Raw genomic sequence first — 13,437 nt, forward strand, 5'->3', positions numbered from 1 at the left:
TTCACGACCGGCATCTGGGAGACGCCGTACTCGCGCAGCACCTCGATGGCCTGGCCGACGGTCTCATCCGGGTGCATATGGACGAGGGAGGGGATGTGTCCGCCCACCTTGTCGCTGAGGACGTCGCCGACCCGGGCGCTCGGGCCCTCGTCCTCCAGGAAGCCGTAGTCGGCCATCCACTCGTCGTTGAAGATCTTGCTGAGGTAGCCGCGGCCGCTGTCGGGCAGGAGGACGACCACGACGTCGTCCGGGCCCAGCCGCTCGGCCACCCGCAGCGCGGCCACCACGGCCATGCCGCAGGAGCCGCCGACCAGCAGGCCCTCCTCCTTCGCCAGCCGGCGGGTCATCTGGAAGGAGTCCTTGTCGGACACGGCGACGATCTCGTCGGCGACGGTGCGGTCGTAGGCGGTCGGCCAGAAGTCCTCGCCGACGCCCTCGACCAGGTACGGACGCCCGGAGCCGCCGGAGTAGACGGAGCCCTCCGGGTCGGCGCCGATCACCTTGACCCGGCCGTCGCTGACGTCCTTCAGATAGCGGCCGGTGCCGGAGATGGTGCCGCCGGTGCCGACGCCCGCCACGAAGTGGGTGATCCGGCCGTCGGTCTGCTGCCACAGCTCGGGCCCGGTCGAGTGGTAGTGGGAGAGCGGGTTGTTGGGGTTGGAGTACTGGTCCGGCTTCCAGGCCCCGGGGGTCTCGCGCACCAGCCGGTCGGAGACGTTGTAGTAGGAGTCCGGGTGCTCGGGCGCCACGGCGGTCGGGCAGACGACCACTTCGGCCCCGTACGCCCGCAGCACGTTGATCTTGTCGGTGCTCACCTTGTCCGGGCACACGAAGATGCACCGGTAGCCCTTCTGCTGGGCCACGATCGCCAGGCCCACGCCGGTGTTGCCGCTGGTCGGCTCCACGATGGTGCCGCCCGGCTTCAGCTCACCGCTCTGTTCGGCGGCCTCGATCATGCGCAGGGCGATGCGGTCCTTCACGCTGCCGCCCGGGTTGAAGTACTCCACCTTGGCCAGGACGGTCGCCTGAAGGCCCTTGGTCACGCTGTTGAGCCTCAGCAGCGGGGTGTTGCCGACGAGGCTGATCATCGAGTCGTGGAATTGCACCGTTGTCTCCGGTTGCTTGCACAAAGAAGTGGTCGTAGTGGTGCCGTCAGCCTAAGGCCGGCGGCCCCGCCGGGGCTGGCGTTCACTCCCTGTTGAGATTGGCGGACAGGCGGTACGGGGCAAGGAGTGGATGTAGGGCTACGAGGAGGTGGCGGCGACGCATGACGAGCATGTCGAGGGCGAGGGTGGCCCGGCGGATCGCGGCCGGCGCGGCGTACGGCGGCGGCGGGGTCGGGCTGGTCGGCGCGGCCGCCATGGGCCTGCTGCTGGCCGAGGTGCAGCTGGCCAAGCGGCACGTGGGCAACGGCACCGCCGACCGGGTCCCGTCGGCGGAGGGAGTGTACGGCCGGGGCTACGAGGTGCCCGGCGAGCCGCCCCTCCGGCTGGCCATGCTGGGGGACTCCACGGCGGCGGGCCAGGGCGTGCACCGGGCGGGCCAGACGCCGGGCGCGCTGCTGGCGTCGGGCCTCGCGGCCGTGGCCGAGCGTCCGGTGGAGCTGCGGAACGTCGCCCTGCCGGGGGCCCAGTCGGATGACCTGGACCGTCAGGTGAGCCTGGTGGTGGCCGTGGGCGCGCCGGTACCGGACGTGTGCGTGATCATGATCGGCGCGAACGATGTGACCCACCGGATGCCGCCGACGCGTTCGGTCAGGCATCTGTCGGGGGCGGTACGGCGGCTGCGCACGGCCGGTGCCGAGGTCGTCGTGGGCACCTGCCCCGACCTCGGCACCATCGAGCCGGTGCAGCAGCCGCTGCGCTGGCTGGCGCGGCGTGCCTCGCGGCAGCTGGCGGCGGCCCAGACGATCGGGGTGGTGGAGCAGGGGGGCCGCGCGGTGTCGCTCGGCGATCTTCTCGGCCCCGAGTTCGCAGCGAACCCGCGCGAGCTGTTCGGCCCCGACAACTACCACCCGTCCGCGGAGGGCTACGCCACGGCCGCGATGGCGGTGCTGCCGACGGTGTGCGCGGCACTCGGCCTGTGGCCGGCGGACGAGGAGCGCCCGGACGTGACGCGGCGCGAGGGCTTCCTGCCGGTGGCCCGTGCGGCGGCTGAGGCCGCGGACGAGGCGGGCACCGAGGTCACCGCGGCCATGCCCACGGGCCCGCGCGGCCCCTGGGCCCTCCTCAAACGCCGCCGCCGGCGCCAACTGACCGAACCGGACCCCACCCCCACCACCCAGCCCTCATAACCCACACACCCCCGCGGCTCCGCATGCGACCGGGCTGCTCCGGGCCCCGTGTATGCGGCTGAGGTTGTTCACGCGTACACAGAGTCCCGGTACAGCCCGGCCACACACGGGGGCTCGCGGGGTGCCCGCGCCGCGTGTGCAGAGTCCTGGGCAGCCCGGCCGCATGCGGGAGCCGGCGGGGTGGCCGCGCCGCGTGTGCAGAGTTCCGGCCAGCCCGACCGTATGCGGGAGCCGGCGGGGTGCCCGCGCCGCGTGTGCAGAGCTCCGGCCAGCCCGACCGTATGCGGGAGCCGACGGGGGTGCCCAGGCCGCTGTGCAGGGGCCTCGGGGATCCCCAGCCGCGTGCGCAGGGACCCAGGGACGGGTGCGCGCCGCATGCGCGGGGCCCCGGGCAGCCCAGGCCGCGTGCGCGCGGCCCCAGGGTGACCGTGCCGCGTACGCCAGATCCCAGAGGTGGACGCCCGGTGTGCGGGGAGTTTCGGCGGAGGTCGGCGGGGGAAAGCAAGCGCTTAGAAAATTGCGGTCTGTTTCACATCGCGGCGCCGGTGACCGTGACCGTACGGGCAGGTAGCTTCCCAAGGAGCCCTGCCCATCCGTACGCCAATGGAGCCGTGATGCCCGAAGCCGTCATCGTCTCGACCGCCCGCTCCCCCATCGGCCGCGCCTTCAAGGGCTCCCTGAAGGAACTGCGCCCGGACGACCTCACCGCCACGATCATCCAGGCCGCCCTGGCGAAGGTCCCCGAACTGGACCCGAAGGACATCGACGACCTCATGCTCGGCTGCGGCCTGCCCGGCGGCGAGCAGGGCAACAACCTCGGCCGGATCGTCGCCGTACTGATGGGCATGGACCACCTGCCCGGCTGCACCGTCACCCGCTACTGCTCCTCGTCCCTGCAGACCAGCCGGATGGCCCTGCACGCCATCAAGGCCGGCGAGGGCGACGTGTTCATCTCGGCCGGCGTCGAGATGGTCTCCCGGTTCGCCAAGGGCAACTCCGACAGCTGGCCGGACACCCACAACCCGCTCTTCGCCGAGGCGGAGGCCCGCACCGCAGCGGTCGCCGAGCAGGAGGGCACGAGCTGGCACGACCCGCGCGAGGACGGCCTCGTCCCCGACGCCTATATCGCGATGGGCCAGACCGCCGAGAACCTGGCCCGCCTGAAGGGCATCACCCGCCGGGACATGGACGAGTTCGGCGTCCGCTCGCAGAACCTCGCCGAGGAGGCCATCAAGAACGGCTTCTGGGAGCGCGAGATCACCCCGGTGACGCTCCCCGACTCCACGGTGATCAGCAAGGACGACGGTCCGCGCGCGGGCGTGACCATGGAGGGCGTGCAGGGCCTCAAGCCGGCCTTCCGCCCGGACGGGCTCGTCACCGCCGGCAACTGCTGCCCGCTGAACGACGGCGCCGCCGCCGTCGTCATCATGTCCGACACCAAGGCCCGCGAGCTGGGCCTGACCCCGCTCGCCCGGATCGTGTCGACCGGCGTCTCCGGGCTGTCCCCCGAGATCATGGGCCTCGGCCCGGTGGAGGCATCCCGGCAGGCGCTGCGCCGCGCCGGCCTGAGCATCGACGACATCGACCTGGTCGAGATCAACGAAGCCTTCGCCGCCCAGGTGATCCCCTCCTACCGGGAACTCGGCATCGACCTCGACCGGCTGAACGTCAACGGCGGCGCCATCGCGGTCGGTCACCCCTTCGGGATGACCGGCGCCCGTATCACCGGCACGCTCATCAACTCGCTCCAGTGGCACGACAAGCAGTTCGGCCTGGAGACGATGTGCGTCGGCGGCGGCCAGGGCATGGCCATGGTCATCGAACGCCTCAGCTGACCCCCCGGCCGGTCCCGCACGGTGACCGGCCGGAAACCCAACGTGACCGTACGGACCCGGTGTTCGAGGACGTTCCGAACGCCGGGTCGATTTGTGATCCAATCTCCCCCAGGATGTGACCTATCTCCCTTCCGGGAGATATCCCGCAGGTCAGAGCGGTTGTGGAGCTATGCCCCGGGCCCAAAGTCCTGTCCGTTTCGTGACGTTACGCACTGACAGCTGGTTAGTCCACCCTTCAAGCTGATGTAGGAAGTCGGGGGTCGACTTTGAACCGGGAGTACGTCAGTGAGCGCCATGCCGATCGCCCTGCTGCTCACCACGGCCGCCACGGGCGCCGTGGGCGTCGCCGTCCTGCGCACCGTGCTCGTCCTGCGCCGCCAGGTCACGGCCCTGCACACTCAGCTCGCGGAGAGCCAGGCAGCCGCCACACGCGCGCTGCTGCCCGGCGCCCGCACCACCACCGAGACCGAGCAGATACGTGCCGCCGTCGCCGAAGCGCTCGCCGAGGAACGGGAGCGGGAGCTGGCCGAGGCGCGTGCCTTCTGGGCCGCGCAGGAGGCACGGGACGCCTCCGACGCGCCCTCGCTGCTCGGCCTGGCCGACAGCGAACCGTTTCTGCCCCGGCAGGCGGACTTCGCGGGCCTGGAGCCGGTCGCCGAACCGGTGACGGAGCCGACGACGGACACCGACGAGTTCGCCGGTGAGTCCCCGGAGCTGGCCGCGGCCCGCCGCCGGCACCCCTCGCATCCGGACTTCGTGCCGGTGCACTCACCGGTCGTCAACGACCATGAGCGCACCGTGTCCACGCTGGAGGAACTGGCCGAGTCCGGCGTCGAGCTGACCGACGTCCGCCCCGGCCCCCTCGGCACCCTCGACGTGTATGTCTTCGCCGACGGCACCACCCTGTGCATGACGCCGGGTCACCGCGAGACCGCGGAGCGCCTGGCGGCGTTCCTGCGCTGCGGGGTGGCACCGGTTCTGCTGGGCGGCTCGGGCATCTCGGGTGCGTACACCCTGACCTTCGCGTGCGGCGAGGAGACCGTGTACATCCTGGCCGACCGGGTCATAGCGTCCCTGTAGCCCTCTGTCACACCCCCGCGCGCTGCCGGGCCTCGTCGACCAGGCGTACCGCCTCCGCCACCTCCGCCTCGCTCGTCAGCACGAGCGCAAGATCGTGCCCGGCCACGGTGATCTGGTCCGCGGCGGCGAACATGCCGGCGTCCGGCATCTGCCGCGGCTCCCCCGCCGGGTCCTCGATCCGCTGGGCGCGCACCGCCAACTCCCTTGCCAGGCCCAGCGCCTCGGCGGCGGCGCTGCGCTGCAACCGGCTCTGCGGAGCCGCCCGCAAACGGTCGGCGAAGTGATCCACTGCACGGGTCAGGGGCGTCGTATCAACCACGCGGTGAGCGTAACGCGTCCTACCTGGAGTGTTGCCAACACGCCAACACTCAGGCACGGTGACGTGAAGGACCGGCTTCGAATGCGTCCGGAGGCGCCGATGTCCCAAGTCTTCTCCGAAGAGACCCATCGCAATCTGCTCGCCCGTATCCCCCACTGCACCGGTCGTGAAGTCTCCGACTGGCTGCGCACCGTCGAGGAAGGCCCCGCGCTCTTCCGCTTCGAGGAGAAGGTCAGCTGGCTCCGTCAGGAGCACAACCTCGCATACGGCCATGCCAAGGCGCTTGTTCATGAGTACGACTTGAGGAGGGCCGCGCGCAAACTGCTCTAGGCGCGCACATCCGGAACGTCGAAAGGGCCCCGGGACGAACCCGGGGCCCTTCGCGCTGCCGCCGTACGGCCGGCCGGCCGTGCGGCTAGTCGTTGCTACTGAAGATCGCGACCAGCCGCAGCATCTCCACGTAGATCCACACGAGGGTCATGGTCAGACCGAACGCGGCCAGCCACGCCTCGTTGCGCGGGGCGCCGTAGGCGATGCCGTCCTCGATCTGCTTGAAGTCGAGGGTCAGGAAGAACGCGCCGAGCAGGATCGCGATGATGCCCACGATCGCGCCGAGCGGGCCGAAGCTGCGCAGACCGCCGTCCTCGGCGACACCGAAGGCCACCAGGAGCAGGTTGACCGCCATGACCGCCACGAACGCCATCGCGATCACGAGGCCGATGCGGGCGTAGCGGGCGGTGACCCGGATCCAGCCGGCCTTGTAGACCAGCAGGGTCGCGCCCGAGACCGCCATGGTGCCGAGCACCGCCTGGAACGGGGCGCCGCTCCACTGGCTGTTGTACATCTCGCTGATCACGCCGAGGAAGACGCCCTCGAAGGCGGCGTATCCCAGGATCAGCGCGGGGGACGGGGTGCGCTTGAAGCTCTGCACCAGCGCCAGGACCATCGCGATCAGCGCGGCGCCGATCGCGAGACCGAAGCTGCCGGACGAGACCGGCAGCAGGGTCCAGGCGAGGACGGCACCGACGGCGACCACGCCGAGCGTGGTGGCCGAGCGCAGGACGACATCGTCCATCGTCATCCGGTCGGTGGTGACCGGTGCCTGCGGCGGGGCGCCGTACTGCTGGTCCTGCTGGGCGTAGGGGTTCGTCGCGTACGGGTTGCCGCCTTGGGCGTAGGGGTTGCCCGGCGCGTACCCGGCCTGCGGCGCGGTGTTGAAGCCCGCGTAGCCGTTGTCGCGGCTGAACCCCCGTCGCGAGAAGACCGGGTTGCTGCTCCTCATTTCACTCCTCCATGGCCGCCCTGCGCGGCCTTGGCTGCAAGAGTAATAGGTTGGCAAAGGATTGACCCTAGTACCTGGGGAGGATCTTTTCCCAGCCGTGCTGCGCAACACGCTAACGGGCGGCCTCATTCCCGGCCACGGAGGGGCCCATTCCATGACGGTTCCGCTACACGGGCGAAACCGGCCGGAGACGGACCGCACTGGTCCGGTCGTGGCAACGCGCCCCTGGCCTACGCGGTGGCGTCCGGGGCTGCTGCGGCGTGGGCGCGGTGGGCCGCCACGCGTTCGCGGGTCGCGCAGCGGCGGGAGCAGTAGCGGCGTTCGGGGCCGCTGCCCTGCGTGATGAAGACGTCGCGGCAGGCGGGCGACGCACAGACCGCTCCGGGCGGCCGCTGGCGGTCCCAGACGAGGACGGTCAGGGCCATGCAGGACGAGGCGAGGAACCACTCGTCCCAGGGGCCGTCGTCGGCGCGGTCGAGGTGCGGGTGCCAGGGGGTGCCGCCGCCGTGCGAGGTGAGCCGGAGCCGTCCGGTGTGCGCGCGCAGGAGCCGGTTGAGCGCTGTGGCGGCGGCGTCGGTGTCCGCGGCGGCGAAGACCTCCCGCAGCCGAGCGGCGGCGACCCGCATCCGCTCGACGTCCCGCGGCGTCAGGTCGAGGGGGCCGTCCTCGCCGTGGGCGCGGAGCACCCGGGCGACGGCGGCGGGGTCGGGGGCGTCCGGGGTCAGCGCGTTGACCAGGGCGGCGGCGCGGCGTGCCGTGCTCAGCACGGAATGCCGGGTGGACCAGTCGTCGGGGGTGTCGGACACCCGTCGACTGTAACGCATGTTGTGGAGTTTTGCGTTACCTGCGTAACGTTCGGCGAATGACAAAGCGTTACGTGACGCGTGGCAGGACCCGCCGCGGAACGGCCGCGAGAGCGGCCTGGGCGACAGCCTGCGGAACGGCCTGGGGAGCGGCTTGGAAAACGGCGTCCCATCACGCCGGGGCGCTGGCCGCCCGCACCGGGGACGAGATGGCGGGGCCCGCGCTGATGCTGGCGGGGCTCGCCCTGACCGGTTCGGCCGCCGCCGGTGCCGCGCTGCTCGCGGGCATCACCGTGGCGGCGGCGGTGGGCGGCCCGCTGCTCGGCGCGCTCCTTGACCGGGCGGCACGGCCCGGCCGGCTGCTGGCCGCGGCACTCGCGCTGTACGCCGCAGGTCTGGCCCTGGTCCTGCTGGGGCTCGGCCGGCTCCCGTTCGCCGTCAGCGTGCTGCTCGCGGTGGCCACCGGGCTGCTCGGCCCGGCGCTGTCCGGCGGCTGGACCGCCCAGCTGCCCCACGTCGTACCGGCCGACCGGCTGCCCCGGGCGAACGCGCTCGACGCCATGACGTTCGGCGCGGCGAGCCTCGCGGGGCCCGCCCTCGCGGGCGGCACGGCGGCGGCGCTGGGGGCGCCGACGGCCGTCCTGGTCGCCGTGGCGCTGATCGGTGCGGCGGTGCCCGCGGCGTGGCTGCTGCCCGCCCGTCCCGGTGCGGCGCACGGCCCGCGGGACGCCTCCGCGCCCGTCGGCGTCACGGCCGCCATGCGGGCCGTGGCGGGCAGCCGCCGGCTGGCCAGGGCCACCCTCGTCTCGGTCGTCTGCTGTGTCGCGCAGGGCATGCTGACGGCCTGTCTCCCGCTGCTCGGCGCACGCGTCCTCGGCGGAGCCGGCCGCGGCACGGCGCTGCTGTCCTGCGCGGCGGCCGCCGCCCTCGCCGCCAACGTCCTGCTCGCCCGTTTCCCGCGCGCCGTGACCCCCGACACCGTCCTGTGGACCACCGCCCTGGTCCAGGCGTCCGCGCAGGCCCTGGCCGCGCTCTCGCCGACCGCGCCCGGCGGCCCGGCACTGCTGGTGACGGCGGCGATCGTGACGGGACTCGCCGAAGGACCGGCGCTGACCGCGCTGTTCGCGGTGCGCCACCAGGAGGCGCCGGGCCGTCTGCGCGGCCAGGTCTTCACGACCGGCGCCAGCCTGAAGATCACCGCCTTCGCCCTGGGCGCGGCCCTCGCCGCCACCCTGATGCCCCGCTCCCTCGCCCTCACCCTGACCCTGGCGGCTGTCACGTCCGCGGCGGCTGCCCTGGCGTACGTCGCCCTCAGGGACCCCGCCCCCGAAGCCGCCGCCCCGCCGCCGCCCGACTCCGCCCGCTGATCGGCGAGCGGGCCGACGGACCGGCTCCGGGGGACGGCCGGCACGTAACGCACGGGAATTCCCGGATAAAGCGCCGCACGGCGGGGAGGACACTCCCTGGGGCACACGCGGCCGAGGCCGCCCGGTGCGAGGTGGGTCAGGAGGGGCCGTGGCTCAAGGGTCGGGTGGGAGCCGGTGAGCGCGCGGACGCGGCCACGCCGGGCCGGTGCGCGGGCGCGCCTCGCCGGGAAGGTCGCGGGCGGGGTGGCCCTGGCGGCCGTGACGGCGCTGTTCGCCGTCCTCGGGTACGGGTTCGCCCGCAGCGGACTGGACGGGCTGCACGACGCCTCCGCGGTCGCCGCGCACGGACGGTCGGCCGACGGGACCGTCCTGGCGAAGGACGAGCTGGCCGGGCCCCAGGGAAGCCGCACCCAACGGATCGAAGTGCGTTTCACCACCGCCGACGGGACCCCGTACCAGTTCTGGGAGGGCGGCGACGCGGATATCGGCGACACGATCCGCGTCCACTATCTGCCGGGGCGTCCCGAGACGGCGAGCACGCACTCCGCGACCGGCGACCGGGTGGGGTACGGCATGCTCGTCCTGCTCGGGCTCGCGCTCATGACCCTCATGCCGCTGCCGGCCCTCAGGCTCGGCCGGGAAGCTCTCCGCGGCATCCGACGGGCGAAGCGACCACGGGCGGCGGCGTACTGACACCGCCTCGGTCCGGGGCGTCAGCGGGCTCCCCGTTCCTCCAGGACCGACCGCAGGCTGCGCAGGGCGTAGTACACACGGGACTTGACCGTGCCCTGCGGGACGCCCAGGTCCTGGGCCGCCTGACGGGTGGTGCTGTCGGCGAAGAAGGTGGCCTCAAGTGCCTCTCGGTGGGCCGGAGTCAGGGAGTCCAGGGCGTCGTGCAGGACGATGGACGACAGCATGCGGTCGATGTCGTCCGCCTCGGCGCCCAGGTCGGTCAGCCATGTCGCGCCGCTGACCTCCTGGGGCCTGGCCGTCTTCGTGCGGTGGGCGTCGATGACGAGGTTGCGGGCCACCCGGAACATCCACGGGCGTACCGCCATGCCCTCGTCGTCGACCAGGTTCTGCTTGTTCCAGCAGCGCAGCAGCGTCTCCTGGATGATGTCCTCCGTCCGGTGCGTGTCCCCGCCCAGCATGCGCAGCACATACGCGTAGAGCGCCGGGCCGTGTTCCACGTACAGATCGCGCAGCGCGCGCTCCTCGGGGGATATCGCGCCTGCCGAGCCTATGACCATCACGTTCATCGGGTGCTCCTGCTCCTTGGGATGACCGGCCGCGGTGGGGGTTCGCGGGCCGGGGCCTTCGGGGCAGGAGAGTGTTCCGATGCGTGTTCCACGTTCGGTTGACGGTCGTTGTACGGCGCTGTGGACCCGCTGGTCGCCGTGCTCCTGGCGGCTGCCGCGCCGTGCCCGGTCCGCCTCGGGCCAAGCTCAGGGCGTCCTCACATCGCTCTGGGCGTACGCCTCCAGTTCGGCCACGTGGCCGCGCACCCGGTCCGCCAGCTCCGTGTGGCCCGGCGGCAGCCGGCCCTTGCTGTGCAATCTGTCCCACATGTGCAGCAGTTCGTGGCCGTGGACCACCGCCGCCCTGTCGTCCTCCAGGCGTTGCCAGGCCGCCGCCGCCCTCGCCACGTCCTCCGGGGCCCGGCCGTCCCCCGCGCCGCAGCGGATCCTCGCCACGGTCAACGCCAGGACCGTCGCGGCCCGGTGGTCGCCGCGCAGGTGGGCCAGATACGCCTCCACCGATCGCGCCTCCAGCGCGTGCGGGTGCCGCGCGCCCGATCTGCTCGTCACGCTCTCGCTCAGCGCCGTCGCGTCCGCGTACGCCTCGTCCAGACGGCCCGTCCGCGCCAACTCATTGATCTTCGCTATGCGTTCGGCCAAGTCCGCCGACACGTCCGCGGCCGGTGGTGGCGCCGCTGTCCCGGCCGCTCCCGCCCTTGTCCGTGGCGGGGGCGGTGTCGCGTGTGCCGCAGCCGTCGCCCTCGCCCGGGCTATCGCCTGCGCTATCGCCGACCTCTGGGAAGGCTCCGGCTCCGGCTCCGGCTCCAGGTCCGGCTCAATCGTCCCCGCCGGTTCGTCCTCCCGCATCAGGACCCTGCTCGAACCGTCCGGTGACACCTCCAGGACGAAGTACGTGGCCCCCGCGGTGTCGTTCACCGTGGCCTGCACCGGGGTGCCGTGGACCTGCGCGTGGCGCTGGAGTTCGTCCAGTACCGCCTCGTGCATCGAGTCACCCGGTGCGGCCACGACCGGGCGGCCGTCGATCTCCGCGCGGCCCTGGTCGGAGATGTGCACGTCGAAGCGGGTCATGGGCGGCCTCTCGCTCATGGGGTCGTCTCCCTGGACTGCGTCGGGGTGGGGGTCACGCCGGGGGTGGCGCCGGCCGGGGGCGCGGCCACGCCCGCGTACTTCGCGAACTGGGCGCGGACAGCGGCGACATAGCCCAGGGCCTCGTTCGTCTGCGGTACGCCCTTGGCCTCCAGCACCGCGTCCATGCCGACCTTGTACGCCGCCAGGGTGAGGTCGAGGACATTGCCGTCGGCCTTGGCCGCATCGAGCGCGTTCTGCGCCTGCTCGGCCAGGTCGCACATGTAACGGCCCTGCGCCCGGATCGAGTCCGTGTCGTCCTCGGCGGAGACCTTGCCGTTGTCGTCGTCGTCCTTGCCGTACTTCTCGAAGACGGCGGGCGGCAGCTGGGAGATGCCCTTCTCACCGTTGGGCCCGACCATCTCGGAGTTGTATCCGGACGCGAACTCGATCTGCGACACGATGACGACCGGGCCGATGGTGTCGCACTCCTTGCCGGCGTCCTCGACGGGCTGCACCAGGTCCTCGGGGACGGTGCTCTCCTCCAGCGGGTCCTTGCCGTCGCCCTGCATGATGCGCACCACGTCGTTCGCGGTGGCCTCGTTGTCGGCGTCGCTGTGACTTCCGCCGCCCCCGCCGAACAGCAGGATCAGCGCGATGAGCGGGGCCAGCAGGACGCCCAGCCCGCCGAAGATGATCACCACGACGGCGCCGCCCACCAGGACCACCGGCAACAGCATGCAGCCGAAGCCCAGAGCGGCCACCGAGGTGTTCCGTACGGTCTTCGCGACGCTGCCCTCGCCGCCGTCGCCGCCCTTGTCTGCCATGTCCGCGCTCATTCGCGCCCGCCTTCTTTCCCTCACCTTGAACCGCTGTGCCCAAACGGCCCGTTGTGCTGTCCGACGAGCCCGGGACATCAAACGGCGCTCGGGGCAAAGAAGTTCAAACCGGTGGAAACCACATGAGTCAGAGCAGCGGACAGATGAGTCAGCAGGGGGGCGGGGCGCGCATGGGTACTCCTTCGATGACGCCGCCGGGGCCGCAGTCCTGGGTGCGCGGGCCCACACCCCGCCGCTCGGCGCCACCTTCACCGGCGCCCCCTGCCCCCGCCTCGTCGGCAACGGCACCCACGCCGTCACCGGCTCCGGCTCGCGCGACGCGTGCGACGCCTCGTACGGCGCCCGCTTCTGCCGCGGCCCCGCGTCCGGCCGCCGCCGCGCCGGCGCCCGCTCCCCCGCGGACCGTCGCTCCCCCGGCCCGCTCCTCTCCCCCGTACCCACCCGCGCGCCGCGCCTCCGGCGCCCGCGTCGGCGACGCCGGCTGGGGTGAGCCCCGGCGGCCCCGGACCACCGGACGGGCGCAGGGGCAGGAACGTGCGCGGACGCGGGCGCGGGACGAGATCGGCTGGGTCAAGGCGCACGGCGGTGCCGGGGCGTCCTCGCTGTGCGAACTGCTCGGCGGGGTCGACGTGGGAGCCCGCTGGCCGGAGCCCGCCCGGGGCGAGCCCGGTCGGATCGTGCTGGTCGGCCGGACCAGTGCGCGCGGTCTGCGGGCCGTGTCCCACGCGCTGGGCGCGCTGCGCGACGGCAGCGCGCCGCAGGGGCTTGACCTGCTGGCCGTGGTGCTCGTCGCCGACGCCCCGGGGCGGCTGCCGCTCGGTCTGCTGCGCCGTATCCGGGTCCTCCGGTCCGCCGCCCATGTGCACCGGGTGCCGTGGATCCCTGCCTGGCGCACGGGCGGCCGGCCGCGGACCCTGCCCCGGCAGCTCAGCACCCTGGCCCAACTGGTGGGCGCCGACATCCACCCCGAGGAATCCCCGTCATGAACCCTCTGCCACCGCACGGCCATCTGCTGGCCGACTCCTTCAACCCCAACGCGAGCGGGGAGACCACCGACATCCTCGGAATGCTCGCCTGGTGCGCCACGGCCGCCGGGGTCGGCGGACTGATCATCGTCGGCATCCAGATGGCCGTCCAGCTGCGCCGGGGTGAACCGGGAGAGGGCGGCGAACACTTCCGCGGTGTCTTCTTCATCGCCCTGGCCAGCCTCCTCGCCACCTGCGCGGGACCGCTCGTCGCCGCCCTCGGGGACCTGTCGCTCCACTGACCCGCGACGAGGCGCCCGCCTCCCTTGC

At 72.7% G+C, this 13,437-nt stretch carries 15 protein-coding genes; 8 read left to right on the forward strand and 7 right to left on the reverse strand.

Features of this window, described 5'->3' with window-relative positions:
* Nucleotides 1-1,106 (reverse strand): cystathionine beta-synthase (locus AC27LF_RS19990; protein WP_479665002.1); only part of this gene is annotated, 1,106 nt, incomplete at its 3' end.
* A 161-nt stretch (nucleotides 1,107-1,267) separates the two neighbouring features.
* Here AC27LF_RS19990 and AC27LF_RS19995 point away from each other — a divergent pair.
* The 3 genes from AC27LF_RS19995 to AC27LF_RS20005 all read left to right on the forward strand — a co-directional run bounded on the left by AC27LF_RS19995 (nucleotide 1,268) and on the right by AC27LF_RS20005 (nucleotide 5,208).
* Nucleotides 1,268-2,293 carry an SGNH/GDSL hydrolase family protein gene (locus AC27LF_RS19995; protein ID WP_479661208.1) on the forward strand — a complete coding sequence of 342 codons (1,026 nt, stop codon included), beginning with the start codon at nucleotides 1,268-1,270 and terminating at the stop codon, nucleotides 2,291-2,293.
* A gap of 614 nt (nucleotides 2,294-2,907) precedes the next feature.
* Nucleotides 2,908-4,128 (forward strand): acetyl-CoA C-acetyltransferase, encoded by a 1,221-nt coding sequence (locus AC27LF_RS20000; protein WP_479661207.1) that lies wholly within the window; start codon nucleotides 2,908-2,910, stop codon nucleotides 4,126-4,128.
* Nucleotides 4,129-4,413: 285 nt separating this feature from the next.
* Nucleotides 4,414-5,208, forward strand: a complete 795-nt coding sequence (locus AC27LF_RS20005; protein WP_479661206.1) for a hypothetical protein — start codon at nucleotides 4,414-4,416, stop codon at nucleotides 5,206-5,208.
* Nucleotides 5,209-5,215: 7 nt separating this feature from the next.
* Here AC27LF_RS20005 and AC27LF_RS20010 read toward each other — a convergent pair whose 3' ends face one another.
* Nucleotides 5,216-5,527, reverse strand: a complete 312-nt coding sequence (locus AC27LF_RS20010) for a hypothetical protein (protein ID WP_479661205.1) — start codon at nucleotides 5,525-5,527, stop codon at nucleotides 5,216-5,218.
* A gap of 99 nt (nucleotides 5,528-5,626) precedes the next feature.
* On the opposite strand from AC27LF_RS20010, the gene AC27LF_RS20015 reads away from it, so the two are divergent.
* Complete coding sequence (locus tag AC27LF_RS20015) at nucleotides 5,627-5,857, forward strand: DUF4287 domain-containing protein (RefSeq protein ID WP_121890605.1); 231 nt, start codon at nucleotides 5,627-5,629, stop codon at nucleotides 5,855-5,857.
* An 85-nt stretch (nucleotides 5,858-5,942) separates the two neighbouring features.
* Here the strand turns inward: AC27LF_RS20015 and AC27LF_RS20020 are convergent, their stop codons facing one another.
* On the reverse strand, nucleotides 5,943-6,809 hold the full coding sequence (locus tag AC27LF_RS20020; RefSeq protein WP_479661204.1) for a Bax inhibitor-1/YccA family protein: 867 nt from the start codon (nucleotides 6,807-6,809) through the stop codon (nucleotides 5,943-5,945).
* Between the two features lie 230 nt (nucleotides 6,810-7,039).
* The gene (locus tag AC27LF_RS20025; RefSeq protein ID WP_479661203.1) at nucleotides 7,040-7,633 is read right to left on the reverse strand and encodes a CGNR zinc finger domain-containing protein; all 594 of its coding nucleotides are present in this window, start codon (nucleotides 7,631-7,633) and stop codon (nucleotides 7,040-7,042) included.
* Nucleotides 7,634-7,797: 164 nt separating this feature from the next.
* Here AC27LF_RS20025 and AC27LF_RS20030 point away from each other — a divergent pair, with 164 nt between their 5' ends.
* Nucleotides 7,798-8,979, forward strand: coding sequence for an MFS transporter (locus AC27LF_RS20030; protein WP_487231273.1), 1,182 nt, complete (start codon nucleotides 7,798-7,800; stop codon nucleotides 8,977-8,979).
* Nucleotides 8,980-9,153: 174 nt separating this feature from the next.
* On the forward strand, nucleotides 9,154-9,672 hold the full coding sequence (locus tag AC27LF_RS20035; protein WP_479661201.1) for a DUF3592 domain-containing protein: 519 nt from the start codon (nucleotides 9,154-9,156) through the stop codon (nucleotides 9,670-9,672).
* 20 nt (nucleotides 9,673-9,692) lie between these two features.
* On the opposite strand, the gene AC27LF_RS20040 is transcribed toward AC27LF_RS20035, so the two are convergent.
* The 3 genes from AC27LF_RS20040 to AC27LF_RS20050 form a co-directional block, all read right to left on the reverse strand.
* Nucleotides 9,693-10,238: a sigma-70 family RNA polymerase sigma factor gene (locus AC27LF_RS20040; protein ID WP_479661200.1), complete on the reverse strand. Its 546-nt coding sequence runs from the start codon at nucleotides 10,236-10,238 to the stop codon at nucleotides 9,693-9,695.
* 186 nt (nucleotides 10,239-10,424) lie between these two features.
* Complete coding sequence (locus tag AC27LF_RS20045; RefSeq protein ID WP_479661199.1) at nucleotides 10,425-11,324, reverse strand: hypothetical protein; 900 nt, start codon at nucleotides 11,322-11,324, stop codon at nucleotides 10,425-10,427.
* Nucleotides 11,321-12,130, reverse strand: a complete 810-nt coding sequence (locus AC27LF_RS20050) for a lysozyme family protein (protein ID WP_479661198.1) — start codon at nucleotides 12,128-12,130, stop codon at nucleotides 11,321-11,323. The genes AC27LF_RS20045 and AC27LF_RS20050 overlap by 4 nt, the downstream gene beginning before the upstream one ends.
* Before the next feature lie 641 nt (nucleotides 12,131-12,771).
* Between AC27LF_RS20050 and AC27LF_RS20055 the strand changes: the two genes are divergently transcribed.
* Both AC27LF_RS20055 and AC27LF_RS20060 read left to right on the forward strand, forming a co-directional pair.
* Nucleotides 12,772-13,128, forward strand: coding sequence for a hypothetical protein (locus AC27LF_RS20055; protein ID WP_479661197.1), 357 nt, complete (start codon nucleotides 12,772-12,774; stop codon nucleotides 13,126-13,128).
* A complete protein-coding gene (locus tag AC27LF_RS20060) occupies nucleotides 13,125-13,409 on the forward strand; it encodes a hypothetical protein (protein WP_479661196.1) in 285 nt (94 codons plus the stop codon). The genes AC27LF_RS20055 and AC27LF_RS20060 overlap by 4 nt, the downstream gene beginning before the upstream one ends.
* Nucleotides 13,410-13,437: the final 28 nt, after the last annotated feature.

Source organism: Streptomyces diversicolor (assembly GCF_057537855.1).

Coding starts and splice junctions, on each gene's coding strand:
- AC27LF_RS19995 (WP_479661208.1), top strand. CDS start 1,268: ATGACGAGCATGTCGAGGGCGAGGGTGGCCCGGCGGATCGCGGCCGGC.
- AC27LF_RS20000 (WP_479661207.1), top strand. CDS start 2,908: ATGCCCGAAGCCGTCATCGTCTCGACCGCCCGCTCCCCCATCGGCCGC.
- AC27LF_RS20015 (WP_121890605.1), top strand. CDS start 5,627: ATGTCCCAAGTCTTCTCCGAAGAGACCCATCGCAATCTGCTCGCCCGT.
- AC27LF_RS20020 (WP_479661204.1), bottom strand. CDS start 6,809: ATGAGGAGCAGCAACCCGGTCTTCTCGCGACGGGGGTTCAGCCGCGAC.
- AC27LF_RS20025 (WP_479661203.1), bottom strand. CDS start 7,633: ATGCGTTACAGTCGACGGGTGTCCGACACCCCCGACGACTGGTCCACC.
- AC27LF_RS20040 (WP_479661200.1), bottom strand. CDS start 10,238: ATGAACGTGATGGTCATAGGCTCGGCAGGCGCGATATCCCCCGAGGAG.
- AC27LF_RS20045 (WP_479661199.1), bottom strand. CDS start 11,324: ATGAGCGAGAGGCCGCCCATGACCCGCTTCGACGTGCACATCTCCGAC.
- AC27LF_RS20050 (WP_479661198.1), bottom strand. CDS start 12,130: ATGGCAGACAAGGGCGGCGACGGCGGCGAGGGCAGCGTCGCGAAGACC.
- AC27LF_RS20060 (WP_479661196.1), top strand. CDS start 13,125: ATGAACCCTCTGCCACCGCACGGCCATCTGCTGGCCGACTCCTTCAAC.